The following is a 24,880-nucleotide window of genomic DNA, read 5'->3' on the forward strand; positions in this document are numbered from 1 at the left end:
ATGTCGCACCTGAGCCATACCCTGCGCCTGGGCCTCAAGGAGCTGACCAGCCTGCGCCACGACAGCGTGTTGCTGCTGTTCCTGCTTTACGCCTTCAGCGTGGCCATCTACATGCCGGCAGCCGGTTCGGTGATCGGCGTGCACAATGCCAGCGTGGCAGTGGTCGACGAAGACCACAGCCTGCTGTCACGCAAGCTCAGCGAAGCCTTGCAACCGCCCGAGTTCCAGCCCGCCGTGCCGCTGGCCCCGGAGCGCCTGGACCAGGCCATGGACAGCGGCCAGTACACCTTCGTCATCAATGTGCCGGTGAACTTCCAGAGCGACCTGCTGGCAGGGCGCTCGCCAGAGCTGCAGATCAACGTCGATGCCACCGCCATGAGCCAGGCGTTCATGGGCGCCGGCTATATCGGCCGCATCTTCGAACGCGAGCTGCTCGACTACGGCCAGCGGGCGGACGCCCAGAGCCCGATCGCGCTCAACGCCAAGGCCCTGTTCAACCCCAATCTGGAGGGTGGCTGGTTCCTGGCGGTGATCCAGATCGTCAACAACATTACCATCCTGGCGATCATCCTCACCGGCACCGCGCTGCTGCGCGAGCGCGAACATGGCACCCTCGACCACCTGCTGGTGCTGCCGCTGACCGCCCTGGAAATCATGCTGGCGAAAATCGCCAGCAATGCGCTGGTGGTGGTGATCTGCACCTGGATTTCGCTGGTGGTGGTGGTCAAGGGTGCGCTGGGCGTGCCGCTGTCCGGCTCGATGGGGTTGTTCCTGGCGGTGACGGCGCTGTACCTGTTCGCCAGTACTGCCTTGGGCATCTTCCTCGCCACCCTGGCGCGTTCGACGCCGCAGTTCGGCCTGTTGGCGATCCCGGTGATCATCCCGATGCTGATGCTGTCCGGCGGCAGCACACCACTGGACAGCATGCCGCAATGGTTGCAATGGCTGATGCAGGGCTCGCCATCGACGCACTTCGTCAGCCTTGGCGCGGCGATCCTGTTCCGTGATGCCGGGTGGACAGTGGTGTGGCCGGACATCCTGGCACTGGCCGTGATTGGCCTGGTGTTCTTCAGCGTGGCCCTGGCACGGTTTCGCCGTAGCCTGGCGTCCTGACCCAAGCATACCCGGCTCAAAATCTGAAAGATTGCGCGATTCCTGTGGGAGCGGGTTTACCCGCGAACACCGGCGCAGCCGGTGCCACGCACCGCGTTGGATTCTTCGCGGCTAAAGCCGCTCCCACAGGGATTGCGCCACAGTCCGGATGCACTGTTCCTGAGAGAGCCGGCTTACCGGTCACTGCACAATCAGGTTATTGAACAGCAAGTCTTCAACGATCGGCTTGCCCTCTTCCGCTTCCATCACCTGCTGCACCTGCTTCAGCGCTTCCTGGCGCAGATGCTCCTTGGCCTCGACATTGCTCATGCTGTCCACCGATTGCTGGGTAAACAGCGCCACCAGCTGGTTGCGGATCAGCGGCTCGTGGTGCTTCACCGCCTTGGCGGCTTCGTCGCCGGTCACGCGCAGGGCCACATCGGCCTTGTACACGCGCAGCCGCGGGCTGCCGTCGAGGGCATAGTTGCCGACAAAGGGCGGGCTCAGGCTGATGTAGGCGACCTTGGGCGCCCCTTCCTTGGCTTCCTCGGCCATGGCCGCAGCCGGCAGCAGCAGCGCCAGCACCATCAAGATCCACGCTTTCACGAATTCGCTCCTCAATACAGTTGTCGCCAGCTTACCCAGCCCACCGCTCAAACCCAAGCCCGGGCTTATGCCGCGCCATCAGGACGAGCCATGCTCGTTGACCGGCAAGGCGGCCCTCCTACACTTATCGGCCACTACCCGCAAAGGAATAGCCCCGATGAAAGCTGTGTTGTGCAAAACCCTGGGCCCGGCGCGTGACCTGGTGCTGGAAGAAGTGGCCAGCCCGGTACCGAAGAAGAACGAGATCCTGCTGGATGTACAAGCTGCCGGGGTCAACTTTCCCGATACCCTGATCATCGAAGGCAAGTACCAGTTCCAGCCACCCTTGCCATTCTCTCCCGGCGGTGAGGCGGCAGGCATGGTCGCCGCAGTCGGAGAAAAGGCCGGCGCGTTCAAGGTCGGCGACCGGGTCATGGCGCTCACCGGCTGGGGGGCGTTCGCGGAACAGGTGGCGGTGCCGTTCTACAACGTGTTGCCGATGCCAGCGAGCATGGACTTCACCACCGCAGCAGCATTCGGCATGACCTACGGCACCTCCATGCATGCCCTGCGCCAGCGTGGCCAGCTGCAGGCAGGTGAAACCCTGCTGGTGCTGGGCGCATCCGGTGGGGTCGGCCTGGCGGCGGTGGAGATCGGCAAGGCCATGGGCGCGCGCGTGATCGCGGCGGCCAGCAGTGCGGAAAAACTGGCCGTGGCCAAGGCGGCCGGCGCCGATGAACTGATCGACTACAGCCAGGCCAGCCTGCGTGACGAGATCAAGTGCCTGACCGGCGGCCAGGGCGTGGACGTGATCTATGATCCGGTGGGCGGTGAGCTGTTCGAGCAGGCGGTGCGCGGGCTGGCCTGGAATGGCCGGCTGTTGGTGGTGGGCTTTGCCAGCGGGACCATCCCGCAACTTGCAGCCAACCTGGTGCTGCTCAAGGGCGCAGCGGTGCTGGGGGTGTTCTGGGGAGCGTTTGCGCAACGCCAGCCGCAGGACAACGCGGCCAACTTCCAGCAACTGTTTGCCTGGCATGCCGAAGGCAAGCTTAAGCCGCTGGTGTCGCAGACTTATCCACTGGCCGAGGCGGGCGCGGCCATTGAAAGGCTGGGGCAGCGGCAGGCTGTGGGTAAGTTGGTGGTGCTGGCTCACTGATTTTGGGGCTGCTGCGCAGCCCATCGCGACACAAGGCCGCTCCTGCAGGGTTACGCATTCCCCTGTAGGAGCGGCCTTGTGTCGCGATGGGCCGCAAAGCGGCCCCGGAAATACTCAAACTTCCCGCAGGTTATGGCAGCGGCGGAACCGCGCTTCGAGATTGCGATCGGGCATCTGGTGACTACGCAGGGCATTCAAGGTCTGCTCGACATAATCACGGGTAGTGCCATAGCGCCCCTTGGCGCTGGCCAGGATCTGGCTCAGCAAGGTATCGGGCAAATTCCCGGCATAGCACGGCAGGTGCCGCTCCAGCACAAAGCCCAGCGCCTGCACCTTGCTGCCATCACCCAGCCGGCAGTTGAGCCAGTGCGGCCGATACGCCGGGTACGGCATTTCGCGTTGCCACAGGGCCATCAGTGAGTCGTCCAGGTTGCTTTCATCCAACCGGTAGGCAAAGCCGCTGCAGGAGCCACCCCGGTCCAGGCCGAATACCAGCCCAGGAGTTTCCGGGGTGCCGCGGTGTTCGTGCGACCACAAATACAAGCCCCGGTGGTAACCGTGCACCCGGGCGCGCTGGCGTTCCACGGAGTTGCACTCTGGTCGCCATATCAAAGAACCATAGGCAAACAGCCAGACCGGCCCACCCTGATGGCGAGACATGGTGCTCTGCATGGAGTTGTACAGTTGCTCGTGGGTCAGTTGCTGACCGAAGTCGAGCGAGGGAGGATAAGTAACTTTCCAGGACGAACTTTCAAGTGCCGACATAAGCTGCCGCCATGATTCCCTGTGAACTACACATGTAGCGAAAAAACGATTCGAGGCAGTCGTAATGTACCGCCTGTGCCGACCTTGTCGCCGGCAAGCCAGCTCCCGCAGGGGAGTCATGCATAACCTAAGGCAGACCGGTGCACTAGCTCAAGTATATGTCGAAATTTTCATCGGGCATTCCGACGATTGGGAATTATTATTCCAGGCAGCATGAAAGTTATTAGCCAAGGCGGTAACAATTACCGCCTTATGGCCGCACTTTGAAACTTTGGTTATTAACCGCGCGGGGCGTAGGCAAACACATCTGCGCGCATGCGGTGCGCATCCATGCCAGCTTCGACCAGGGCATCGAGGGTGGCATAGATCATGTTTGGCGAGCCGCTGGCATAGACATGCACGGTATTGAGGTCGGCAATGTCTTCGCAGACCGCCTCATGCAGCATGCCGCAACGGCCTTCCCAGCCGCACAGGTCGCTGACGACCTGATGCAGGAACAGGTTGGGCAGGCGCTGCCATTCTTGCCAATGCTCGATCTGGTAGAAGTCCTCGGGCCGGCGCACGCCCCAGTACAGGTGCACCGGGTGGCGGAAGCCCTGCGCCCGGCAATGCTCGACCAGGCTGTGCATCTGGCCCATGCCTGTGCCGGCGGCGATCAGCACCAGCGGCCCGTCAGGCAGCTCGGCCAGGTGGGTGTCGCCGAACGGCATTTCGATGCGCGCCAGGCGGTCGCGCTGCAGCTGGGCAATCAGTTGCACCGCGCTGGGCTCGCGCGCCAGCACATGCAACTCCAGCTCACGCCCGGAATGAGGGGCGGAAGCCAGCGAAAACGCCGCCTGCTTGCCACCGTCGCGCTCGATCATCAGGTATTGCCCAGCGTGATAGCGCGGCGGCTTGCCGGCTGGTGCGAGCAAGCGCACACGCCAAACATCGCCACCCACCTCGACGCACTCACTGACGCTGCATGCCAGCTTGCGCACCGGCAGCTCGCCCAGGGCGAGCACACCATCCCAGAGCAACACGCAGTCCTCCAGCGGTTCGGCTATGCAGGTAAACAGCTCACCATGGTCGCGGACCTCGCCATCCTGGCAAACCCGGCCTTCGACCAGCAACGCGGCGCAAACATGGCAATTGCCATTGCGGCAGCTGTTCGGGCAGTCATAGCCCAGCCGCCGCGCTCCATCCAGGATCCGTTCCCCGGGTTCGAGCGCCAGCACCGCCCCGGACGGCTGCAACGTTACCTGCATCAATCTATTCCCAACTGATCCCACAGCTCATCAATACGGCGGGTAACGGCTTCGTCCTTGACGATGACCCGCCCCCATTCGCGTGTCGTCTCGCCCGGCCACTTGTGCGTGGCGTCCAGGCCCATCTTCGACCCCAACCCCGATACCGGCGACGCAAAGTCGAGGTAGTCGATAGGCGTGTTGTCGATCATTACCGTATCACGCTTGGGGTCCATGCGCGTGGTGATGGCCCAGATCACATCGTTCCAGTCGCGGGCGTTGATGTCATCGTCGGTGACAATAACGAACTTGGTGTACATGAACTGTCGCAGGAACGACCACACACCCAGCATCACGCGCTTGGCGTGGCCTGGGTACTGCTTTTTCATGGTGACCACCGCCATGCGGTACGAACAGCCTTCCGGCGGCAGGTAGAAGTCGACAATTTCCGGGAACTGCTTTTGCAGGATCGGCACGAACACTTCGTTCAGTGCCACACCGAGAATCGCCGGCTCATCCGGTGGGCGGCCGGTATAGGTGCTGTGGTAGATCGGTTTCTGCCGGTGGGTGATGCGCTCGACGGTGAACACCGGGAAGCTGTCCACTTCGTTGTAATAGCCGGTGTGGTCGCCATACGGGCCTTCCGGGGCCATCTCGCCCGGGTGGATCACCCCTTCCAGAATGATCTCGGCGGTGGCCGGCACCTGCAGGCTGCTGCCCCGGCACTTGACCAGCTCGGTACGGTTGCCACGCAGCAGGCCGGCGAAGGCATATTCCGACAGGGTATCCGGCACCGGCGTCACCGCGCCAAGGATGGTTGCCGGGTCCGCCCCCAGGGCCACGGCGACCGGGAACGGCTGGCCGGGGTGCTTCTCGCACCACTCGCGGTAGTCCAGGGCACCGCCACGGTGGCTGAGCCAGCGCATGATGACCTTGTTGCGGCCGATCACCTGCTGGCGATAGATGCCCAGGTTCTGGCGGTCCTTGTTCGGGCCACGGGTGACGGTGAGCCCCCAGGTGATCAGCGGTGCGACGTCGCCCGGCCAGCAGTGCTGGATCGGCAGTGCCCCGAGGTCGACATCGTCACCCTCGACCACCACTTCCTGGCACACCGCGTCCTTGACCACCTTTGGCGCCATCGACACGACTTTCTTGAAGATCGGCAGCTTGGACCAAGCGTCCTTCAGGCCTTTCGGCGGCTCGGGCTCCTTGAGGAAGGCCAGCAGCTTGCCGATTTCGCGCAGTTCCGCCACCGATTCGGCGCCCATGCCCATGGCCACGCGCTCCGGGGTGCCGAACAGGTTGCCCAGCACCGGGATGTCGAAGCCGGTGGGCTTTTCGAACAGCAACGCTGGGCCCTTGGCGCGCAGGGTGCGGTCGCAGACCTCGGTCATTTCCAGCACTGGGGAGATCGGAACCTGGATGCGCTTGAGCTCGCCGCGCTGTTCCAGGCCACGGATGAAGTCGCGCAAGTCGCGATACTGCATGCAGGAGCCTCATGTTGGCCGTATCGGTCGGGGTGCAGAGTGTAGCGCCGTTCGGGGCTCAGTGGCCAAAAATGACTTGGGGCCGCTTCGCGTCCCATCGCGACACAAGGCCGCTCCTACAGGTTACGTATTCCCTGTAGGAGCGGCCTTGTGTCGCGATGGGCTGCGAAGCAGCCCCATTCAATACCTGGCCGGGACGCTTACTTGCGCTTCATCGACAGGAAGAACTCATCGTTGGTCTTGGTCTGCTTGAGCTTGTCGACCAGGAACTCGATGGCGGCGATTTCGTCCATCGGGTGCAGCAGCTTGCGCAGGATCCACATGCGCTGCAGTTCGTCGTCGGCGGTCAGCAGCTCTTCGCGACGGGTACCCGAGCGGTTGATGTTGATGGCCGGGAACACACGCTTCTCGGCGATGCGACGGTCCAGTGGCAGTTCCATGTTGCCGGTGCCCTTGAACTCTTCGTAGATCACTTCGTCCATCTTCGAGCCGGTTTCGACCAGCGCGGTAGCGATGATGGTCAGCGAGCCGCCTTCCTCGATGTTACGCGCAGCACCGAAGAAGCGCTTCGGCTTCTCCAGGGCATGGGCGTCGACACCACCGGTCAGTACCTTGCCGGAGCTCGGGATCACGGTGTTGTAGGCACGCGCCAGACGGGTGATGGAGTCGAGCAGGATGACTACGTCCTTCTTGTGCTCGACCAGGCGCTTGGCCTTCTCGATCACCATCTCGGCAACCTGCACGTGGCGGGTTGGTGGCTCGTCGAAGGTGGAGGCAACCACTTCGCCGCGCACGGTACGCTGCATTTCGGTCACTTCTTCCGGGCGCTCGTCGATCAGCAGGACGATCAGGTGGCACTCGGGATTGTTCCGGGTGATGTTGGCCGCGATGTTCTGCAGCATGATCGTCTTGCCGGCCTTCGGCGGCGCCACGATCAGGCCACGCTGGCCTTTGCCGATCGGCGCGCACAGGTCGATGACGCGGCCGGTCAGGTCTTCGGTGGAGCCGTTACCGGCTTCCATCTTCAGGCGCTTGTTCGGGAACAGCGGCGTCAGGTTTTCGAACAGGATCTTGTTCTTCGCGTTTTCCGGGCGGTCGAAGTTGATGGTGTCGACCTTCAGCAGGGCGAAGTAACGCTCCCCTTCCTTCGGTGGGCGGATCTTGCCGACGATGGTGTCGCCGGTACGCAGGTTGAAGCGGCGGATCTGGCTGGGCGAGACGTAGATATCGTCGGGGCCGGCCAGGTAGGACGCATCAGCCGAACGCAGGAAACCGAAACCATCCTGGAGAATCTCCAGCACGCCGTCACCCGAGATCTCTTCGCCGCTTTTCGCGTGCTTCTTCAACAGGGCGAAAATCACGTCCTGTTTGCGCGAACGGGCCATGTTTTCGATGCCCATCTGTTCGGCCATTTCCAAAAGATCGGTAATCGGCTTTTGCTTGAGTTCAGTCAGGTTCATAAGGGGAATGACGTAATCATGTAAGAAGGGAGAATTAAGCTTCTGGCTTAATGAAGCCGCGCCGCTAGATGGCGACAGGATCGCGTACTGATTCGAATTAGGGATGCTTCGGCGACGGCGTGTAGAGGGCACTGGAGAAGCAGTGCGAGGCCGAATGTAACACTTGCTTTTTTCGACGTCTAGTGGTTTTGACGGTGGAAATCGTACCGCCGCAGACCTTTGCAGGCAAAAAAAACCCCGCATTCGCGGGGCTTCTTGCTATCACAGGTGGGCGTCGAGGAACGCGGCCAGCTGCGATTTCGACAGTGCGCCGACCTTGGTGGCCTCGACATTGCCGTTCTTGAACAGCATCAGCGTTGGGATGCCACGCACGCCGTGCTTGGCCGGAGTTTCCTGGTTCTCGTCGATGTTCAGCTTGGCGACGGTCAGTTTGCCCTCGTAGGTGGCAGCGATGTCGTCCAGAACCGGAGCGATCATCTTGCATGGGCCGCACCATTCAGCCCAGTAGTCGACCAGCACCGGGCCCTGAGCCTGCAGTACTTCGGCTTCGAAGCTGGCGTCGGTGACGTGTTTGATTTTGTCGCTCATGGAAATCTCCAAGGTCGTAAGCAATAAAAAACGTTGCCCATCATAGCCGCACCCGACTCCTACAGGAAGCCGCGGACGATTGAGTGTAACTATAGTTGTGCAAGACGCCACGAATCGAAACTGTCATGCCAGTGTCATAGCATCGAATGGCACATTGCCTTGCATCAAGGCCTGCTCAACGGCTGTATGCCACGCGTTGGCGATAGCCTGCTATCGTGGCACGATTGCCGGGTTAACGACCGAGAACAACCAGATCATGCCGCATACCATCGCGAAGAACCTGTCCCTGATCGCCGCCATCGACCTTGGCTCCAACAGCTTTCACATGGTCGTGGCCAAGGCCCACCATACCGAAATCCGCATCCTCGAGCGGCTCGGCGAGAAGGTTCAGCTGGCCGCCGGCATCGACGACGAGCGCAAGCTCAGCGAAGAAGCCATGGAACGGGGCCTGGACTGCCTCAAGCGCTTTTCCCAGCTGATCAACGGCATGCCCGCCGGCTCGGTGCGCATCGTCGGTACCAACGCCTTGCGCGAAGCGCGCAACCGCAACGAATTCATCCAGCGCGCCGAAGCCATCCTCGGTCATCCGGTGGAGGTCATCTCCGGTCGCGAAGAAGCGCGCCTGATCTACCTCGGCGTGTCGCACACCCTGGCCGATACACCGGGCAAGCGCCTGGTCGCCGACATCGGCGGCGGCAGTACCGAATTCATCATCGGCCAACGCTTCGAGCCGCTGCTGCGCGAAAGCCTGCAGATGGGCTGCGTCAGCTTCACCCAGCGCTACTTCCGCGACGGCAAGATCACCCCGGCCCGCTACGCCCAGGCCTACACCGCCGCGCGCCTGGAACTGATGAGCATCGAGAATGCCCTGCATCGCCTGACCTGGGATGAGGCCATCGGTTCGTCCGGTACCATCCGCGCCATCGGCGCAGCCATCAAGGCCGGTGGCCTGGGCAATGGCGAGGTCAACGCCGAGGGCCTGGCCTGGGTCAAGCGCAAACTGTTCAAGCTGGGTGAGGTCGACAAGATCGACTTCGACGGCGTCAAACCCGACCGTCGGGCCATCTTCCCGGCCGGCCTGGCGATTCTCGAGGCGATCTTCGATGCGCTGGAACTGCAGCGCATGGACCACTGCGACGGCGCCCTGCGCGAGGGTGTGCTGTTCGACCTGCTGGGCCGCCACCACCACGAAGACGTGCGCGAGCGCACCCTGAACTCGCTGATGGAGCGCTACCACGTGGACCAGGGCCAGGCTGCACGCGTCGAGCGCAAGGCGCTGCACGCGTTCGACCAGGTCGCCGAAGCCTGGGACCTGAAAGACGGAAACTGGCGCGACCTGCTGGGCTGGGCGGCGAAGGTGCACGAGATCGGCCTGGACATCGCCCATTACCATTACCACAAGCACGGCGCCTACCTGATCGAGCACTCCGACCTGTCGGGCTTCTCCCGCGAGGATCAGCAGATGATGGCCTTGCTGGTACGCGGCCACCGCCGCAACATCCCCAAGGACAAATACGCCGAGCTGGGCGAGGAAGGGGTCAAGCTGCTGCGCCTGTGCGTGCTGCTGCGCTTCGCCATCCTGTTCCACCACATCCGCGGCAACCAGCAGATGCCAAAGGTGGAACTGAAGGCTGCCGGCGATTGCCTGGACGTGGTATTCCCGCAAGGCTGGCTGGAACAGAACCAGCTGACCCAGGCCGACTTCGCCAACGAGGCGGAGTGGCTGGCCCGGGTCGGCTTCGTCCTCAGCGTACGTTGAGGACCGGGTTGCTCAGGCGCTCCAGCAGGGTCGCCTGGGCACTCCGCGGGTTCTGGTTGCCGGTCGGCGTGCTGCGCACGTAGCGCCCGTCTGGCTGCAGGGTCCAGGCGTGGGTGTTGTCGGTCAGGTAGCCTTCCAGCTCCTTCTTCACCCGCAGCAACAGCTTCTTGCCTTCCACCGGGAAGCAGGTCTCGACACGCTTGTCGAGGTTGCGCTCCATCCAGTCGGCGCTGGACAGGTAGATCTGCTCTTCGCCGCCATTGAGGAAGTAGAACACCCGCGTGTGCTCGAGGAAGCGGCCGATGATCGAGCGCACCTGGATGTTGTGCGAAACCCCCGGAATACCCGGGCGCAGGCAGCACATGCCACGCACCACCAGGTCGATCTTCACGCCCGACTGGCTGGCCTTGTACAACGCCTTGATGACCTTGGCGTCGGTCAGCGAGTTGAACTTGGCGATGATGTGCGCCGGCTTGCCTTCGAGGGCGAACTGGGTTTCCCGCGCGATCATGTCGAGCATGCCCTTCTTCAGGGTGAACGGCGCGTGCAGCAGCTTCTTCATGCGCAGGGTCTTGCCCATGCCGATCAGCTGGCTGAACAGCTTGCCGACGTCCTCGGTGAGGGCGTCGTCGGAGGTCAACAGGCTGTAGTCGGTGTACAGGCGGGCGTTGCCGGCGTGGTAGTTACCGGTACCCAGGTGCGCATAGCGCACGATCTCGCCCTGTTCGCGGCGCAGGATCAGCATCATCTTGGCGTGGGTCTTGAAGCCGACCACACCGTAGATCACCACCGCACCAGCGGCCTGCAGGCGGCTGGCCATCTGCAGGTTGGATTCTTCGTCGAAACGCGCACGCAGTTCGATCACCGCAGTGACTTCCTTGCCGTTACGCGCCGCGTCCACCAGCGCGTCGACGATTTCCGAGTTGGCACCGGAGCGGTACAGGGTCTGGCGCACGGCGAGCACGTGCGGGTCCTTGGCAGCCTGGCGCAGCAGGTCGATCACCGGGGTGAACGACTCGAACGGGTGCATCAGCAGGATGTCCTGCTTACCGATCACGCTGAAGATGTTGTCAGCGTTTTGCAGCAGCTTGGGGATCGCCGGGGTGAACGGCGTGTATTGCAGCTCGGGGTGGCTGTCCAGGCCCGTAATGCTGAACAGGCGGGTGAGGTTGACCGGGCCGTTGACCTGGTACAACTCGCTTTCACTGAGGCTGAACTGCTTGAGCAGGTAGTCCGACAGGTGTTTCGGGCAGGTATCGGCCACTTCCAGGCGCACGGCATCGCCGTAGCGACGCGAGAACAACTCGCCGCGCAGCGCGCGGGCCAGGTCGTCGACCTCTTCGGAATCCAGCGCCAGGTCGGCGTTGCGGGTCAGGCGGAACTGGTAGCAGCCCTTTACCTTCATGCCCTGGAACAGGTCGTCGGCGTGTGCGTGGATCATCGACGACAGGAACACATAGTTGTCCCCTGCGCCACCCACCTCTTCCGGCACGCGGATGACCCGCGGCAGCAGGCGCGGGGCCGGGATGATCGCCAGGCCGGAATCGCGGCCGAAGGCGTCGACCCCCTCGAGCTCGACAATGAAGTTGAGGCTCTTGTTCACCAGCAGCGGGAACGGGTGGGTCGGGTCGAGGCCGATCGGGGTGATGATCGGGGCGATTTCGTCACGGAAATAGCGGCGCACCCAGGTCTTGAGCTTGGGTGTCCAGTAACGGCGGCGGATGAAGCGAATCTGGTGCTTTTCCAGCTCTGGCAGCAGCACGTCATTGAGGATCGCGTACTGGCGCTCCACTTCGCTGTGTACCAGATCGCTGATGCGCGCCAGTGCCTGGTGTGGCTGCAGGCCGTCGGCGCCGGCCAGTTCCCGGGCAAAATTGATCTGCTTCTTCAGGCCGGCGACACGGATCTCGAAGAACTCGTCGAGGTTGCTGGAAAAGATCAGCAGGAACTTGAGGCGTTCGAGCAGTGGATAGCTTTCATCCAGCGCCTGTTCCAGTACGCGGATGTTGAACTGCAGCTGCGAGAGTTCGCGATGAATGTACAGGCTGCTGTCGTCCAGGCCGGGGACGGTGATCGCCGGGGCCGGCGCAGGCGCCGGGGCCACTGGTTCTACCACGGGCTGGGGCGCCGGCGGCAGGTCTGGCGGGGTCTGCACCATCTCTTCGGGGAGTTCCTGAGCATCCTTGATCGCGACAGGGGTTAGCACTTCATTATTCATCTGGCGTTCCTGAGGACGTTAACGCCCTATCATCAATTGAGCGGCAAGATAAGCGCCCATTATGACGCCTGTGTTACACAGCAGGGCAAGCCGTGGCGCGTGCCTTCCGGCATTCTCCGTGTAGGAAATGTTCACGTCGAGACACATTTGGACACTTTCACGAATGCGCGCGAAGGGGTAGGCTGCGCGTTCATTTCGCCAGCACCTCAGAAAATGCTTCAACAATTCCTGCAGGATTTCGGCTACTTCGCCCTTTTTCTAGGCACCTTCTTTGAAGGCGAGACCATTCTGGTGCTTGCGGGATTCCTTGCGTTCCGCGGCTACATGGACATCAACCTGGTGTGCCTGGTGGCGTTTTTCGGCAGCTATGCCGGCGATCAGCTGTGGTACTTCATGGGCCGTCGCCATGGGCGCAGGATACTGGCCCGCAAACCGCGCTGGCAGGCAATGGGCGACCGGGCGCTGGACCACATCCGCCGCCACCCCGACATCTGGGTGCTGAGTTTCCGCTTCGTCTATGGCCTGCGCACGGTCATGCCGGTGGCCATCGGCCTGTCGGGCTACCCGCCGCGCCGCTACCTGCTGCTGAACGGCCTGGGCGCGGCGATCTGGGCAGTGGCCCTGGGCGCCGCCGCGTACCACTTCGGCGCCATTCTCGAAGGCCTGCTGGGCAATGTGAAGCGCTACGAGCTATGGGTGCTGGGTGGCTTGCTGGCGCTGGGGGGCCTGCTATGGCTGCGCCGACGCTTCCGGACCTTGCGTGCGGAGCGCAAGGCGGCGGGCCAGGCCCAGGCCCCAGAAGCTGAGCAGGCAATAAGCCACGAGCACGAGCCAGGCCAACGGCACGACCACCGCTAGGCCCAGGGCGCCGGCCAGGTACAGCGCCGGCACAGTGGCCAGCAGCCGTACCAGCTCCAGGCGCGTGGCCCACGGCCGGTTCTCCAGCAGCGCGCCCAGCACGAACAAGCCAAACGCCATCAGCGCCCAGCCGAGCACCAGCGCGGCACCTGGCACACGCTCGGCCACGTCCATCAGATAGCTGCCCAACGCCACGTAAACCACGAACTGCGCCGCCACGTAGGCCTGCTGCGGGCGGCCCAGGGCCACCGCGAACTTGCGAAACCGCGCCAGGTCCTGCCTGGCCTGCGGATAGCGTGCGGCCACATCGGCCGGGCGCCAGCCCGTGGGCATGAACCAGATGCGCAGCTTGTCCCACACGCTGTCGGCACGCCGGGCGTCGTGCCAGAGCTGGGCATAGAACTGCAGGTTGGCCCACAGCGGGTTCCAGCTGGCCAGCGGCGTAGTCACCCCGAACACTACCGGCTCGGCCGGATCCTCCTCCTTGAAGGTGCCGAACAGACGGTCCCAGAGAATGAACACGCCGCCGTAGTTGCGATCCAAGTAAGCAGGATTTTGCGCATGGTGGACGCGATGGTTGGATGGCGTGATCAACACCCACTCGAGCCAGCCAAGCTTGGCGATATGCCGGGTATGTACCCAGAACTGATACAACAGGTTGAGCGACGCCACGGTGATGAACACCACTGGCGGCACCCCGACCAGCGCCAGCGGCAGGTAGAAGATCCAGGAAAAGATGAAACCGCTGCTGGTCTGGCGCAGTGCAGTGGTGAGGTTGTACTCCTCGCTCTGGTGATGCACCGAATGCGCAGCCCACAGCACGTTGCGCTCGTGCCCCAGACGGTGCAGCCAGTAGTAGCAGAAGTCGTACAGGACAAAGGCCAGCAACCACACCCACCAAGCCTGCGACGGCAGGCGCAGCAGCGCCAGGTGCTCGAAGGCGAAGGCATAGGTCAGCAGCCCCAGCCCTTTGGTCAGCAGCCCGGTGCTGGTCGACAGTGCGCCGGTGCTGAGGCTGTTGATCGAGTCGGCCAGGGTGAAGTTGCGCTGGCCACGCACACGGTCGGCTACCAGTTCCACGGCGATCAGCACGAAGAAGAACGGCACGGCCAGCAATATCAGGTCCATGGGCACGAACTCAGGCGTTATCCACCAAGATTAGGCCGCGCGTGCCAGAACCCCTATGGCGACATCTGCCAAACTAGAGGACATTTAGCGCCTCGACACTGGAGTAATAAGCATGACAAAAAAAGTAGCGGTGATTCTTTCCGGCTGTGGCGTCTACGACGGCGCCGAGATCCACGAAAGCGTGATCACCCTGCTGCGCCTCGACCAGCGCGGTGCGCAGGTGCAGTGCTTCGCGCCCAACATTGCGCAGCTGCACGTGATCAACCACCTGACCGGCGAGGAGATGCCCGAGTCGCGCAATGTACTGGTGGAGTCGGCACGTATCGCCCGCGGCCAGGTCAAGGACATTCGCGAAGCCAAGGCCGAGGACTTCGATGCGCTGATCGTGCCGGGCGGTTTCGGTGCGGCGAAGAACCTCTCCAACTTTGCCGTGGAAGGCGCCAACTGCAGCGTCAACCCGGACGTGCTGGCTCTGGCCGAAGCCTTCGCCAGCGCATGCAAGCCGGTTGGCCTGATCTGCATATCGCCGGCGCTGGCGGCGAAGATCTACGGGCCGGGTGTGGTCTGCACCATCGGTACCGACGCAGACACCGCGGCGGCCGTGGTGAAGATGGGCGGCACCCATGAACAATGCGATGTGCACGATATCGTCGAAGACACCCAGCGCAAACTGGTGACTACCCCGGCGTACATGGAGGCCAAGTCGATCAGTGAAGCGGCTGGCGGCATCTACAAGCTGGTGGATCGGGTGATGGAGCTGGCGCACGGATAGGTTCTTGCTGGCGCGCCGGGTGTAGGCGCGGCCTTGCGTCGCGATCGGGCTGCAAGGCAACCCCAGCGTTATCTGCGTTGCAGCTGCAATCGAGGGGCTGCTACGCAGCCCGATCGCGACGCGAGGCCGCGCCTGCACAGGGGCGCGTATGCTTCAGGCTTTCGAAAGCCGGGCAATGATCCGGTCCAGCGCATTGGCAAACGCCTGCTTCTCGCGCTCGCCATAAGGCGCCTGCCCTCCCCCCACCTGGCCCTGCTCGCGCAGTTCGGTGAACAGGTTGCGCGCCGCCAGCCGGTCACCCATGTTGCGCTCGTCGAACTCGCGCCCACGCGGGTCCAGCGCTGCCACGCCCTTTTTCACCAGGCGGTCGGCCAACGGTACGTCACTGCAGATCACCAGCTCGCCGGGCACGGCGTGCTCCACCAGGTAGTCGTCCGCCGCGTCCATGCCGCTGGGCACCACGATCAGGCGCACGATGGCGAACGCCGGCTTGGCCACAGCCTGGCCCGCGACCATGACCACTTCGAACTTGCGCTTGAGGGCGAACTTGACGACCAGATCCTTGGCCGCCTTGGGGCAGGCGTCGGCATCGATCCACACACGCATCGGGTAACCTCGTCATTAACTCAAGGCTCCCATCATGCCTCAACGGCAGGGAAAGCTGGAGCTTGCCGCCCACCCGTGCTGGCAAAATGGCGTCAATCTTTCAATTGGCGCTTATCCACCACCGATGCCTCAGGCTACACTCGCCACAGCTCCACTGGCCTGCCGAGTGCGCAATGAACCACCCTCACGAAATCCGCCCCGACCTGGACGAAGGCATAGACCGTAAGGTCCTGGCGACATTGCGTGCGCGGTTCCTGCGGCTTAACCAGGGCCGGCTGCAGCGGGCACTGGAAGGCCTGTCGACGCGCCAGCAACAGGTACTGACGCTGCTGCCGCTGCTGTTCCACGTGAACCATCCGCTGCTGCCAGGCTATGTTTCGGGCAGCACACCTGCCGGTGTATCAGGCTACGAACCAGGTGCCGAGCTGGTGCTCGAGGCCCAGCGCCTGGCCCGCTCGTTTACTTACAAGGCCCGCCACGGCAACCCGCCGCGCCCGATCCATGGCCTGTTCCTGATGGGCAGCCTGGGCTCGCTGGCGCAGGCCGAGCACAGCGACATGGACCTGTGGGTATGCCATGCCCCCGGCCTGGCCGACGAACTGCTGGGCGAACTGCGGCGCAAATGCCAACTGCTGGAGGCATGGGCAGCAAGCCTGGGTGCCGAGGCGCATTTCTTCCTGATCGACACGCAAGGTTTCGCCCAGGGCCAACGCGACGGCCAGCTCGGCTCCGACGATTGCGGTACGACCCAGCACTACTTACTGCTGGACGAGTTCTACCGCACCACCATCTGGCTGGCCGGGCGCACGCCGTTGTGGTGGCTGGTGCCGGTATACCAGGAACAGCACTACCACACCTACACCCAGACCCTGCTGTCCAAGCGCTTCATCCGCAGCCAGGACGCTCTCGACCTCGGCAGCCTGGCGAACATCCCGCCTGGTGAGTTCGTCGGGGCCGGCCTGTGGCAGTTGTTCAAAGGCATCGACTCGCCCTACAAGTCACTGCTCAAGCTGTTGCTGACCGAGGCCTATGCCAGCGAACATCCTACCGTGCGCTGCCTGAGCCTGGACTACAAGCAAGCCGTATTCGCCAACCAGCTCGACCTCGACGAGCTGGACCCCTACGTGATGGTCTATCGGCGCATAGAACACTACCTGCTGCAGCGTGGCGAGCGGGCCCGCCTGGAGTTGGTACGCCGCAGCCTGTACCTGAAGGTGAACAAGAAGCTCAGCGACCCGTCCCGGACCAATGGCTGGCAACGCCGGCTGCTGCAGCGCCTGACCGACGAATGGGGCTGGGACAGGCGCCAGCTGGCACTGCTGGACAGCCGCAGCCAGTGGAAAGTCCAGCAAGTCGCCGTGGAGCGCCGTGACCTGGTAGCCGAACTGAACCACAGCTACCGCTTTCTCAGCCAGTTCGCCCGCACCCAGAACGCCAGCAGCCGCGCCGACCAGCGCGACCTCAACGTGCTGGGCCGACGCCTGTACGCAGCGTTCGAGCGCCGCGCCGGCAAGGTCGAACTGATCAACCCCGGCATCGCCCCGGACCTCGCCGAAGGCACCCTGACGCTGGTCCAGGCGCCCAACCGCAAGGAGCCCGGCAGCCATCACTGGGGGCTGTACACCGGCAACCTGAGCACGCATGACGTGGAGCATTTCAGCCCGCTGAAACGCTGCCGCGAACTGATCGAATTGCTGGCCTGGGCGCACCGCAACGGGGTGATCGACAGCAGCACACGCCTGGCATTGCACCCCGGCGTCAGCGACCTCAGCGAAATCGAGCTGTTCAACCTGGTGGGCTGCCTGCAGCAGAGCATTCCCCTGCCCTTGCCGATCGTCAGCGAGGTGCGCCTGCTGCAGCCCAGCGTTGCCGACGAGGTACTGCTGCTGGTCAACGTCGCCATCGACCCGCTGCGTCACCACCGTGACCTGAACATCCTGATGACCACCGAGCGCACCGACTCGCTGAGCTATGCCGGGGTACGCGAAAACCTGGTGCTGACCCTGGACCAGGTCACCCTTAACAGCTGGAACGAGGTGCTGGTTCAGCGCTATGAGGGCGAACATGCGCTGGTGCGCTGCCTGCGCGACTTCCTCAACAGCCCGGTGCTGCACGGCCAGCGGCCACGGATACGGGTGCGCTGTTTCTGCCAGAGCCGCGCCCAGGCCATCGCCCAGCGCGTGGAAGAAGTCTTCGACACTGTGCAACTTCTGTTGGACCAGGGCCTTGAGCACCGCTACCTGCTGCAGGTTGCCCAGCATACGCATGTGCTCGAGCTGCTGGCCGGGCACGTCAGCCTGACGACCCTGGCCGAGCATGAGGCATTACTGGCGTACCTGGGCGAAGAGCGCAGCAGCTACAGCCCGCTGTACCTGGACGCCAACGCCCTGCTGGACCACGACCTGCGCCTGGTCCTGGAACAGGGCCAGCCAGCCTGCATCCAGGTGTTCTACCGCCTGCAGGGGAGCTGGGCCGAACTGTATGTGCTGGATGAATACAATGCCTTGTGGCAACAACGCCTGCCGCTGCATGACGAAGCGCACCTGCTGCTGCCGCTGCAGCGTTTCCTACGTTCGGTAGTGATGCGCCGCGATGCCCGACTGCCGATGGACACCCTGCGGCCGGCGTCGCTGGATATCCATTACGCACAACTGCTGCCTTCCGGCCCAGGCAAGGCGCGCAGCAGCGAGCCACGCCCGGTCCCCTTCGAAGGCAACGACCAGCCCTACTACGAGGTGCAGGCCATTATCCAGGCAGGCGTGGCGGGTGCTGCGCATGTGACGCTGTACTGCGACCAGCAGGAGTTTTCCGAGCTGGAGCATGGCGAGCAGCTGTATGCGGTGGTTGCCAGCCAGATCATTGGGCAGCGGCGCGGTGACAGGCACTACCGGTGCTACATCACTGACCTGGACTTGTCCGAGCTGCTGGATGACCAACTGGGGTCGACGCAGCTGTACCTGCGCTACAAGCGGGAGCTGGAGCAGGCGTTGAACGAGGGGTTGGAACAGGTATTCAGTGAATGACCGGGGCTGCCTTGCAGCCCCAAGGGTCTCAAAGGTCGAAATCGCCCGCCGCTTCCGGCTGGTACTCGACTTCCAGCAGCTTCAGCTTGAGGGTCTTGCCCCCCGGTGCCGGCCAGTCGATCTGCTCGCCCACCGACAACCCCAGCAAGGCGCAGCCAATCGGCGCAAGAATCGAGACCGTGCCTTCAGGCCCCGCATCCTTCGGGTACACCAGGGTCAGGTGGTAGTCCTTGCCACTGGCTTCCTCGCGGCAGTGCACGCGTGAATTCATGGTCACCACGCCAGCTGGCACTTCCTCATGGCCGACCACCTGTTCGGCGCGGTCCAGCTCGCCCATCAAGGCAAGCACACCCGGCGTATTCTCGTCGAGGCTGTCGATCAGACGCTCCAGACGTTGTACGTCCAATCGGGTGAGGATGAGGGAAGGCTTGGTGCTCATGATCCAGTCAGACTCCTTTGAACAGGCGGTTTTCATTGTGCAGATAAAGCAAAACCCCGCCCAAGGGCGGGGTTTGTAATGGCGTTGCGTCAGCGACGCAGAACCCGACACTACCACAGCCGGGCAAATACTCAAGCCCCTGCGATCAGTGTGCCTTAGCCTGGTCGCGCAGGGCCTGGGCTTCGCGGCAGATCTGTCGGCGCCGCTGGTCATCGGCTGAACGCCATTCGCGGATGTGCTCGACATGCCGGTGGCAGCCCGTGCAGATACGCTGCGCGTCCAACCGACACACGCTGATGCACGGCGACGGTACGGCGGGGCTGACATTGCTGTAGAGCGGCTTGGGCGGCCGGGCCTGGGTGTCGCTCATGTCAGATCTCGTCGAAGTCCAGCTTTTCGCCGGCCCGTTCCCAGACGATGCGCTCGAGCATTTCGCCGAGCAGCTCCTCGCTCTTCTCGCACACCCACTTGCCGCTGTCCTCGTCGTAGTCGAAGTGGAAACCACCGGAACGGTCGGCCAGCCACAGCTGGCGCAGCGGCTCCTGGCGGCTGAAGATCAGCGTGCTGCCGTTGTCGAACTTGATGGTCAGGACGCCAGCGGAGTTCTCCATGTCCAGGTCCAGGCCGCTCTCGTCGAACAGGTCTTCCAGGGCCTGCTGGGTAGTGTCGACCAGATCATGGAAACGCGCTTCACTCAAACTCATTGCAGGAACCTCGAAATTGGCTGCGTTACTGGCATGCCGGGCAAGATACGGGCGCTTGCCGCCGAATGCAAAGTTTTAGCCGTTGCCTGCACCGGCACGAACTCGAGGCCAGCGCATTGCCTGTGGGTTTGGGAAAGGGCCGTTGCAAGCACCAAGGATAGCCCGCCCGGCGGCCCTGCCCTTGCATAGGCAAGCCGTCGGTCGCTCGGTATACTCGGCGCAATACTGCATATTTCTAAGGATTTCACCCATGAAGCGCCTGATTTCCTCCCTCGCGGCGCTGGTCGCTGTTGCCTGCCTCGTTTCGGCCTGCGGTCAGAAAGGCCCGCTGTACCTGCCTGAAGACGGCAAGGACGGCAAGGCCAACCACAAGTCGCACCAGTACCAGCCAAAAGCGCAGCCGGCCCCGACGCAAGAGCAGCAGCCCGAGCTGCAACCCGAGCCCGAGCAGGCGCCAGCGCAGTAAGGAAACCAGATGAACGCTTTCAACTACCGCGGCGGCGAGCTGTGCGCGGAGGGCGTGGGCCTGTCGGCCATCGCCGAACGTTACGGCACCCCCACCTACGTGTATTCGCGCGCCCACATCGAAGCCCAGTACCGCAGCTACACCGATGCCCTGCAAGGCACCGAGCACCTGGTGTGCTTCGCGGTCAAGGCCAACTCCAACCTGGGCGTGCTGAACGTACTGGCACGCCTGGGCGCCGGTTTCGATATCGTCTCCGGCGGTGAGCTGGAGCGCGTATTGGCCGCTGGCGGCCGCGCCGACCGCGTGGTGTTCTCCGGCGTTGGCAAAACCCGCGAGGACATGCGCCGTGCCCTGGAAGTCGGCGTGCACTGCTTCAACGTCGAGTCCACCGACGAGCTGGAACGCCTGCAGGTGGTGGCCGCCGAGATGGGCAAGGTTGCCCCGGTCTCGCTGCGGGTCAACCCGGACGTCGACGCTGGCACCCACCCGTACATCTCCACCGGCCTCAAGGAAAACAAGTTCGGCATCGCCATCGCCGACGCCGAGGCCATCTACGTGCGCGCCGCGCAGCTGCCGAACCTGGAAGTGGTCGGGGTCGACTGCCACATCGGTTCGCAGCTGACCAGCGTCGAGCCTTTCCTTGACGCCCTCGACCGCCTGCTGGTGCTGGTCGACCGCCTGGCCGAATGTGGCATCCACCTGCGCCACCTGGACCTGGGCGGCGGTGTCGGTGTGCGCTATCGCGATGAACAGCCACCCCTGGTGGCCGACTACATCAAGGCCATCCGCGAGCGCATCGGCGACCGCGACCTGGCCCTGGTGTTCGAGCCGGGTCGCTACATCGTCGCCAATGCCGGCGTTCTGCTGACCCGTGTGGAATACCTCAAGCACACCGAACACAAGGACTTCGCCATCGTCGATGCGGCGATGAACGACCTGATCCGTCCGGCCCTGTACCAGGCCTGGATGAGCGTCAGCGCGGTCACCCCGCGTGAAGGCCAAGGCCGTGCCTACGACCTGGTCGGGCCGATCTGCGAGACCGGTGACTTCCTTGCCAAGGACCGCGTGCTGAACCTGGCCGAAGGTGACCTGCTGGCCGTTCAGTCCGCGGGCGCCTATGGTTTTGTCATGAGCTCCAACTACAACACCCGTGGCCGTTGCGCTGAAATCCTGGTCGACGGCGACCAGGCCTTCGAAGTACGCCGCCGCGAGACCATCGCCGAATTGTACGCTGGCGAAAGCCTGCTGCCGGAGTAAGCCCATGCTGCTGCGTTTTACCAAGATGCATGGGCTGGGCAACGACTTCATGGTCCTCGACCTGGTCAGCCAGCACGCGCACATCCAGCCCAAGCATGCCAAACAGTGGGGCGACCGCCACACCGGCATCGGCTTCGACCAGTTGCTGATCGTCGAGGCGCCGAACAACCCGGAAGTGGACTTCCGCTACCGCATCTTCAACGCCGACGGCTCGGAAGTCGAGCAGTGCGGCAACGGTGCGCGCTGCTTCGCCCGCTTCGTGCTGGACAAGCGCCTGACCGCGAAGAAGCGCATTCGCGTGGAAACCAAAAGCGGCATCATCGAACTGGACGTGCAGAACGACGGCCAGGTCAGTGTCGACATGGGCCCGCCACGCTTCAGCCCTGCGGACATTCCCTTCGTCGCCGAAGAGCAGGCGCTGAGCTACCCGCTGGAAGTCGACGGCCAGGTGTATCCGATTGCCGCCCTGTCCATGGGTAACCCGCATGCCGTGCTGCGGGTCGACGACGTGCGTAGCGCGCCGGTGCACCAGTTGGGGCCGAAAATCGAAAACCACCCGCGCTTCCCGCAGCGGGTGAATGCCGGCTTCCTCCAGATCGTCGACCGTCACCGCGCCAACCTGCGCGTGTGGGAACGCGGCGCGGGTGAAACCCAGGCCTGCGGCACCGGCGCCTGCGCCGCTGCCGTCGCGGCGATCAGCCAGGGCTGGATGGATTCCCCGGTGTCCCTCGACCTGCCCGGTGGCCGCCTGCACATCGAATGGGCCGGCCCCGGCAAACCGGTGCTGATGACTGGCCCGGCCGTACGCGTCTACGAAGGACAGGTTCGTCTCTAAGCGAGTAACCGCCATGACCGATCAGCCCAAGGTTGTACCCAAGCAGTCCGCCGAGCTCGATGCCGATGCGGTTGTCGCGTACCTGCGCGCACACCCCACCTTCTTCGCCGAGCACGATGAATTGCTGCTCGAGCAGCGCATCCCGCACCAACGCGGCGACAGCGTGTCGCTGGTGGAACGCCAGCTCAAGCTGCTGCGCGATCGCAACATCGAAATGCGCCACCGCCTTTCGCAGTTGATGGACGTGGCCCGTGACAATGACCGGCTGTTCGACAAGACCCGTCGGCTGATCCTCGACCTGCTCGATGCCGGCAGCCTGGAGGAAGTGGTAATGGCGGTCGAAGACAGCCTGCGCCAGGAATTCCAGGTGCCCTTCGTCAGCCTGATCCTGTTCGGCGATAACGTTGCGCCGGTCGGGCGCTGGGTCAGCAATGCCGACGCGCAGCAGGCCATCGGCGCCCTGCTGGGCGGCGGCAAGACCGTCAGCGGCAACCTGCGCGAGCATGAGTTGGCCTTCCTGTTTGGTGAAGAGCAGCGCCGGGAAGTGGGCTCCAGCGCCGTTGCCGCCTTGGAATATCAAGGCCTGCACGGGGTATTGGCAATCGGCAGCCGCGACCCGCAACACTACAAGAGCAGCGTCGGCACCCTGTTCCTCGGCTATATCGCCGAAGTGCTTGGCCGCGTTGTGCCGCGCGTAACCCAGCCGCTACGCCCGGTACGCTGATGGAACGCCAGCTGGAGGCTTATTGCGCACACCTGCGCAACGAGCGCCAGGTGTCCGAGCATACCCTGCTGGGCTACCGTCGCGACCTCGACAAGGTCGTTGCCTACTGCAAGGAACATGGCATTGCCGGCTGGCCGGCGCTGCAGATCCAGCAACTGCGCCAGCTGATCGCCCGCCAGCACCACCATGGCCAGTCCTCGCGCAGCCTGGCGCGGCTGCTGTCGGCAGTACGCGGCCTGTACCGCTATCTCAATCGCGAGGGCTTGTGCCAGCACGACCCGGCCAGCGGCCTGAGCCCGCCCAAGGGTGAACGCCGGTTGCCCAAGGTCCTGGACACCGACCGCGCTCTGCAACTGCTGGATGGTGGCGTCGACGACGATTTCATCGCCCGCCGTGACCAGGCCATGCTCGAACTGTTCTATTCGTCGGGCCTGCGCCTGTCCGAGCTGACCAACCTCGACCTCGACCACCTCGACCTCGCCGCCGGCCTGGTGCAGGTGCTGGGCAAGGGCAGCAAGACGCGCGTATTGCCAGTAGGTCGCAAGGCCCGCGAAGCGCTGCAAGCCTGGTACCGCCTGCGCGGCATCGGCAACCCACGCGACCGCGCGGTGTTCATCACCCGCCAGGGCAACCGCATCAGCCCAAGGGCAGTCCAGCAGCGGGTGAAGGCGGCTGGCGAGCGCGAGCTGGGCCAGCACCTGCACCCGCACATGCTTCGCCATTCCTTCGCCAGCCATGTGCTGGAATCGTCCCAGGACCTGCGCGCGGTGCAGGAGATGCTCGGCCATGCCGACATCGGCACCACACAGATCTACACCCACCTGGACTTCCAGCACCTGGCCGCGGTGTACGACAGCGCCCACCCTCGGGCCAAACGCAGCAAAGGCACAGACTCATGAGCATCAAGCTGATCACCTTCGACCTCGACGATACCCTGTGGGACACCGCGCCGGTGATTGCCAGCGCAGAAGTGGTGCTGCGCGACTGGCTCGAAGCCAATGCCCCGATCCTCGGTGGCGTGCCGGTGGAACACCTGTTCGCCATCCGCGAGCGCCTGGTGCAGGCCGAGCCTGGCCTCAAGCACCGTATCAGCGCCCTGCGCCGACGGGTGCTGTTCCATGCCCTGGAAGAGGTTGGCTACAGCGAGAAGCAGGCGCAGGCGCTGGCCAACGAAGGTTTCGAAGTGTTCCTGCATGCCCGCCACCAGGTCGAGATCTTCCCGGAAGTGCAGCCGGTGCTGGAAATCCTGCGCCACCACTACACCCTGGGTGTAGTAACCAACGGTAATGCCGACGTGAGCCGGCTGGGCCTGGCCGATTATTTCCGCTTTGCCCTGTGTGCCGAAGACCTCGGCATCGGCAAGCCCGACCCGGCGCCATTCCTGGAGGCGCTGCGCCGCGGTGAAGTGGAAGCCAGTGCCGCCGTGCACATTGGCGATCACCCCGGCGACGACATCGCCGGCGCCCAGCGCGCCGGGCTGCGGGCGGTGTGGTTCAACCCGCAGGGCAAGGCCTGGATCGGCGATCAGGCGCCCGATGCCGAGATCCAGCGCCTGTCGCAGCTACCCGACGTGCTCGCGCGCTGGCGCTGACAGACTCCCCTCCTGCCCCTCGCGAACCCCTGTAGGAGCGGCCTTGTGTCGCGAAAGGGCCGCAAAGCGGCCCCATCAATTCATGCAGCGAAGCTGAAACCTTGGGGGCGCTGCGCACCCCTATCGCGACACAAGGCCGCT

23 protein-coding genes and 1 pseudogene are annotated in these 24,880 nt (G+C 63.7%); 12 read left to right on the forward strand and 12 right to left on the reverse strand.

Annotated elements, in window-relative coordinates; all coding sequences use genetic code 11:
* The gene (locus tag JKP78_RS08395; protein ID WP_186684113.1) at nt 1-1,113 is read left to right on the forward strand and encodes an ABC transporter permease; all 1,113 of its coding nucleotides are present in this window, start codon (nt 1-3) and stop codon (nt 1,111-1,113) included.
* Between the two features lie 180 nt (nt 1,114-1,293).
* Here the strand turns inward: JKP78_RS08395 and JKP78_RS08400 are convergent, their stop codons facing one another.
* Nucleotides 1,294-1,698 (reverse strand): flagellar basal body-associated protein FliL, encoded by a 405-nt coding sequence (locus JKP78_RS08400; RefSeq protein WP_025341058.1) that lies wholly within the window; start codon nt 1,696-1,698, stop codon nt 1,294-1,296.
* Between the two features lie 157 nt (nt 1,699-1,855).
* On the opposite strand from JKP78_RS08400, the gene JKP78_RS08405 reads away from it, so the two are divergent.
* On the forward strand, nt 1,856-2,833 hold the full coding sequence (locus JKP78_RS08405) for an NADPH:quinone oxidoreductase family protein (RefSeq protein WP_200626529.1): 978 nt from the start codon (nt 1,856-1,858) through the stop codon (nt 2,831-2,833).
* A 114-nt stretch (nt 2,834-2,947) separates the two neighbouring features.
* Here the strand turns inward: JKP78_RS08405 and JKP78_RS08410 are convergent, their stop codons facing one another.
* The 5 genes from JKP78_RS08410 to trxA all read right to left on the reverse strand — a co-directional run bounded on the left by JKP78_RS08410 (nt 2,948) and on the right by trxA (nt 8,359).
* The gene (locus JKP78_RS08410) at nt 2,948-3,598 is read right to left on the reverse strand and encodes a gamma-glutamylcyclotransferase (RefSeq protein ID WP_186684110.1); all 651 of its coding nucleotides are present in this window, start codon (nt 3,596-3,598) and stop codon (nt 2,948-2,950) included.
* A gap of 278 nt (nt 3,599-3,876) precedes the next feature.
* Nucleotides 3,877-4,845: a CDP-6-deoxy-delta-3,4-glucoseen reductase gene (locus tag JKP78_RS08415; RefSeq protein ID WP_186684109.1), complete on the reverse strand. Its 969-nt coding sequence runs from the start codon at nt 4,843-4,845 to the stop codon at nt 3,877-3,879.
* Complete coding sequence (gene ubiD, locus JKP78_RS08420; protein WP_170033669.1) at nt 4,845-6,311, reverse strand: 4-hydroxy-3-polyprenylbenzoate decarboxylase; 1,467 nt, start codon at nt 6,309-6,311, stop codon at nt 4,845-4,847. The genes JKP78_RS08415 and ubiD overlap by 1 nt, the downstream gene beginning before the upstream one ends.
* 200 nt (nt 6,312-6,511) lie before the next feature.
* Nucleotides 6,512-7,771, reverse strand: a complete 1,260-nt coding sequence (gene rho, locus JKP78_RS08425; protein WP_003253661.1) for a transcription termination factor Rho — start codon at nt 7,769-7,771, stop codon at nt 6,512-6,514.
* Nucleotides 7,772-8,032: 261 nt separating this feature from the next.
* Nucleotides 8,033-8,359 (reverse strand): thioredoxin TrxA, encoded by a 327-nt coding sequence (gene trxA, locus JKP78_RS08430; protein ID WP_056794137.1) that lies wholly within the window; start codon nt 8,357-8,359, stop codon nt 8,033-8,035.
* Nucleotides 8,360-8,615: 256 nt separating this feature from the next.
* On the opposite strand from trxA, the gene ppx reads away from it, so the two are divergent.
* Nucleotides 8,616-10,118, forward strand: a complete 1,503-nt coding sequence (ppx, locus tag JKP78_RS08435) for an exopolyphosphatase (protein ID WP_170033673.1) — start codon at nt 8,616-8,618, stop codon at nt 10,116-10,118.
* Here the strand turns inward: ppx and ppk1 are convergent.
* The gene (gene ppk1, locus JKP78_RS08440; protein WP_170033675.1) at nt 10,105-12,336 is read right to left on the reverse strand and encodes a polyphosphate kinase 1; all 2,232 of its coding nucleotides are present in this window, start codon (nt 12,334-12,336) and stop codon (nt 10,105-10,107) included. The two genes, ppx and ppk1, sit on opposite strands and share 14 nt — an antisense overlap.
* Before the next feature lie 213 nt (nt 12,337-12,549).
* On the opposite strand from ppk1, the gene JKP78_RS08445 reads away from it, so the two are divergent.
* Complete coding sequence (locus tag JKP78_RS08445) at nt 12,550-13,194, forward strand: DedA family protein (RefSeq protein ID WP_170033677.1); 645 nt, start codon at nt 12,550-12,552, stop codon at nt 13,192-13,194.
* A gap of 501 nt (nt 13,195-13,695) precedes the next feature.
* Here JKP78_RS08445 and JKP78_RS25065 read toward each other — a convergent pair.
* Nucleotides 13,696-14,322: pseudogene (locus tag JKP78_RS25065) on the reverse strand (sterol desaturase family protein); the annotation flags it as partial.
* 112 nt (nt 14,323-14,434) lie between these two features.
* Here JKP78_RS25065 and elbB point away from each other — a divergent pair.
* Nucleotides 14,435-15,094, forward strand: a complete 660-nt coding sequence (elbB, locus tag JKP78_RS08455) for an isoprenoid biosynthesis glyoxalase ElbB (RefSeq protein ID WP_200626530.1) — start codon at nt 14,435-14,437, stop codon at nt 15,092-15,094.
* Nucleotides 15,095-15,247: 153 nt separating this feature from the next.
* On the opposite strand, the gene JKP78_RS08460 is transcribed toward elbB, so the two are convergent.
* Nucleotides 15,248-15,700 (reverse strand): YaiI/YqxD family protein, encoded by a 453-nt coding sequence (locus JKP78_RS08460; protein WP_170033681.1) that lies wholly within the window; start codon nt 15,698-15,700, stop codon nt 15,248-15,250.
* 173 nt (nt 15,701-15,873) lie between these two features.
* On the opposite strand from JKP78_RS08460, the gene JKP78_RS08465 reads away from it, so the two are divergent.
* A complete protein-coding gene (locus JKP78_RS08465) occupies nt 15,874-18,723 on the forward strand; it encodes a class I adenylate cyclase (protein WP_200626531.1) in 2,850 nt (949 codons plus the stop codon).
* 28 nt (nt 18,724-18,751) lie between these two features.
* On the opposite strand, the gene rnk is transcribed toward JKP78_RS08465, so the two are convergent.
* The 3 genes from rnk to cyaY form a co-directional block, all read right to left on the reverse strand.
* Nucleotides 18,752-19,162 carry a nucleoside diphosphate kinase regulator gene (rnk, locus tag JKP78_RS08470; RefSeq protein WP_186684104.1) on the reverse strand — a complete coding sequence of 137 codons (411 nt, stop codon included), beginning with the start codon at nt 19,160-19,162 and terminating at the stop codon, nt 18,752-18,754.
* Nucleotides 19,163-19,307: 145 nt separating this feature from the next.
* Nucleotides 19,308-19,532, reverse strand: coding sequence for a DUF1289 domain-containing protein (locus JKP78_RS08475; protein ID WP_186684102.1), 225 nt, complete (start codon nt 19,530-19,532; stop codon nt 19,308-19,310).
* A 1-nt stretch (nt 19,533) separates the two neighbouring features.
* The gene (gene cyaY / locus JKP78_RS08480) at nt 19,534-19,866 is read right to left on the reverse strand and encodes an iron donor protein CyaY (protein WP_186684100.1); all 333 of its coding nucleotides are present in this window, start codon (nt 19,864-19,866) and stop codon (nt 19,534-19,536) included.
* A 250-nt stretch (nt 19,867-20,116) separates the two neighbouring features.
* Here cyaY and lptM point away from each other — a divergent pair, with 250 nt between their 5' ends.
* The 6 genes from lptM to JKP78_RS08510 are packed head-to-tail and all read left to right on the forward strand — an operon-like array spanning nt 20,117 to nt 24,739.
* Nucleotides 20,117-20,332 (forward strand): LPS translocon maturation chaperone LptM, encoded by a 216-nt coding sequence (lptM, locus tag JKP78_RS08485; RefSeq protein WP_186684098.1) that lies wholly within the window; start codon nt 20,117-20,119, stop codon nt 20,330-20,332.
* Nucleotides 20,333-20,341: 9 nt separating this feature from the next.
* Complete coding sequence (gene lysA / locus JKP78_RS08490; protein WP_200626532.1) at nt 20,342-21,589, forward strand: diaminopimelate decarboxylase; 1,248 nt, start codon at nt 20,342-20,344, stop codon at nt 21,587-21,589.
* 4 nt (nt 21,590-21,593) lie between these two features.
* The gene (dapF, locus tag JKP78_RS08495) at nt 21,594-22,424 is read left to right on the forward strand and encodes a diaminopimelate epimerase (RefSeq protein ID WP_200626533.1); all 831 of its coding nucleotides are present in this window, start codon (nt 21,594-21,596) and stop codon (nt 22,422-22,424) included.
* Between the two features lie 13 nt (nt 22,425-22,437).
* Nucleotides 22,438-23,148 carry a DUF484 family protein gene (locus JKP78_RS08500; protein ID WP_200626534.1) on the forward strand — a complete coding sequence of 237 codons (711 nt, stop codon included), beginning with the start codon at nt 22,438-22,440 and terminating at the stop codon, nt 23,146-23,148.
* Nucleotides 23,148-24,047 (forward strand): tyrosine recombinase XerC, encoded by a 900-nt coding sequence (gene xerC, locus JKP78_RS08505; protein WP_186684091.1) that lies wholly within the window; start codon nt 23,148-23,150, stop codon nt 24,045-24,047. Before JKP78_RS08500 ends, xerC begins: the two co-directional genes overlap by 1 nt.
* Nucleotides 24,044-24,739 carry an HAD family hydrolase gene (locus tag JKP78_RS08510; protein ID WP_186684090.1) on the forward strand — a complete coding sequence of 232 codons (696 nt, stop codon included), beginning with the start codon at nt 24,044-24,046 and terminating at the stop codon, nt 24,737-24,739. Before xerC ends, JKP78_RS08510 begins: the two co-directional genes overlap by 4 nt.
* Nucleotides 24,740-24,880: the final 141 nt, after the last annotated feature.

Origin of the sequence: Pseudomonas sp. LAM2023 (assembly GCF_016620375.1) — a bacterium.
Lineage (GTDB): Bacteria > Pseudomonadota > Gammaproteobacteria > Pseudomonadales > Pseudomonadaceae > Aquipseudomonas > Aquipseudomonas anuradhapurensis.

Bases quoted from the DNA above. Each gene is read 5' to 3' on its own strand.
- JKP78_RS08395 (WP_186684113.1), top strand. From the start codon at position 1: ATGTCGCACCTGAGCCATACCCTGCGCCTGGGCCTCAAGGAGCTGACC.
- JKP78_RS08405 (WP_200626529.1), top strand. From the start codon at position 1,856: ATGAAAGCTGTGTTGTGCAAAACCCTGGGCCCGGCGCGTGACCTGGTG.
- JKP78_RS08410 (WP_186684110.1), bottom strand. From the start codon at position 3,598: ATGTCGGCACTTGAAAGTTCGTCCTGGAAAGTTACTTATCCTCCCTCG.
- JKP78_RS08415 (WP_186684109.1), bottom strand. From the start codon at position 4,845: ATGCAGGTAACGTTGCAGCCGTCCGGGGCGGTGCTGGCGCTCGAACCC.
- ubiD (WP_170033669.1), bottom strand. From the start codon at position 6,311: ATGCAGTATCGCGACTTGCGCGACTTCATCCGTGGCCTGGAACAGCGC.
- rho (WP_003253661.1), bottom strand. From the start codon at position 7,771: ATGAACCTGACTGAACTCAAGCAAAAGCCGATTACCGATCTTTTGGAA.
- trxA (WP_056794137.1), bottom strand. From the start codon at position 8,359: ATGAGCGACAAAATCAAACACGTCACCGACGCCAGCTTCGAAGCCGAA.
- ppx (WP_170033673.1), top strand. From the start codon at position 8,616: ATGCCGCATACCATCGCGAAGAACCTGTCCCTGATCGCCGCCATCGAC.
- ppk1 (WP_170033675.1), bottom strand. From the start codon at position 12,336: ATGAATAATGAAGTGCTAACCCCTGTCGCGATCAAGGATGCTCAGGAA.
- JKP78_RS08445 (WP_170033677.1), top strand. From the start codon at position 12,550: ATGCTTCAACAATTCCTGCAGGATTTCGGCTACTTCGCCCTTTTTCTA.
- elbB (WP_200626530.1), top strand. From the start codon at position 14,435: ATGACAAAAAAAGTAGCGGTGATTCTTTCCGGCTGTGGCGTCTACGAC.
- JKP78_RS08460 (WP_170033681.1), bottom strand. From the start codon at position 15,700: ATGCGTGTGTGGATCGATGCCGACGCCTGCCCCAAGGCGGCCAAGGAT.
- JKP78_RS08465 (WP_200626531.1), top strand. From the start codon at position 15,874: ATGAACCACCCTCACGAAATCCGCCCCGACCTGGACGAAGGCATAGAC.
- rnk (WP_186684104.1), bottom strand. From the start codon at position 19,162: ATGAGCACCAAGCCTTCCCTCATCCTCACCCGATTGGACGTACAACGT.
- JKP78_RS08475 (WP_186684102.1), bottom strand. From the start codon at position 19,532: ATGAGCGACACCCAGGCCCGGCCGCCCAAGCCGCTCTACAGCAATGTC.
- cyaY (WP_186684100.1), bottom strand. From the start codon at position 19,866: ATGAGTTTGAGTGAAGCGCGTTTCCATGATCTGGTCGACACTACCCAG.
- lptM (WP_186684098.1), top strand. From the start codon at position 20,117: ATGAAGCGCCTGATTTCCTCCCTCGCGGCGCTGGTCGCTGTTGCCTGC.
- lysA (WP_200626532.1), top strand. From the start codon at position 20,342: ATGAACGCTTTCAACTACCGCGGCGGCGAGCTGTGCGCGGAGGGCGTG.
- dapF (WP_200626533.1), top strand. From the start codon at position 21,594: ATGCTGCTGCGTTTTACCAAGATGCATGGGCTGGGCAACGACTTCATG.
- JKP78_RS08500 (WP_200626534.1), top strand. From the start codon at position 22,438: ATGACCGATCAGCCCAAGGTTGTACCCAAGCAGTCCGCCGAGCTCGAT.
- xerC (WP_186684091.1), top strand. From the start codon at position 23,148: ATGGAACGCCAGCTGGAGGCTTATTGCGCACACCTGCGCAACGAGCGC.
- JKP78_RS08510 (WP_186684090.1), top strand. From the start codon at position 24,044: ATGAGCATCAAGCTGATCACCTTCGACCTCGACGATACCCTGTGGGAC.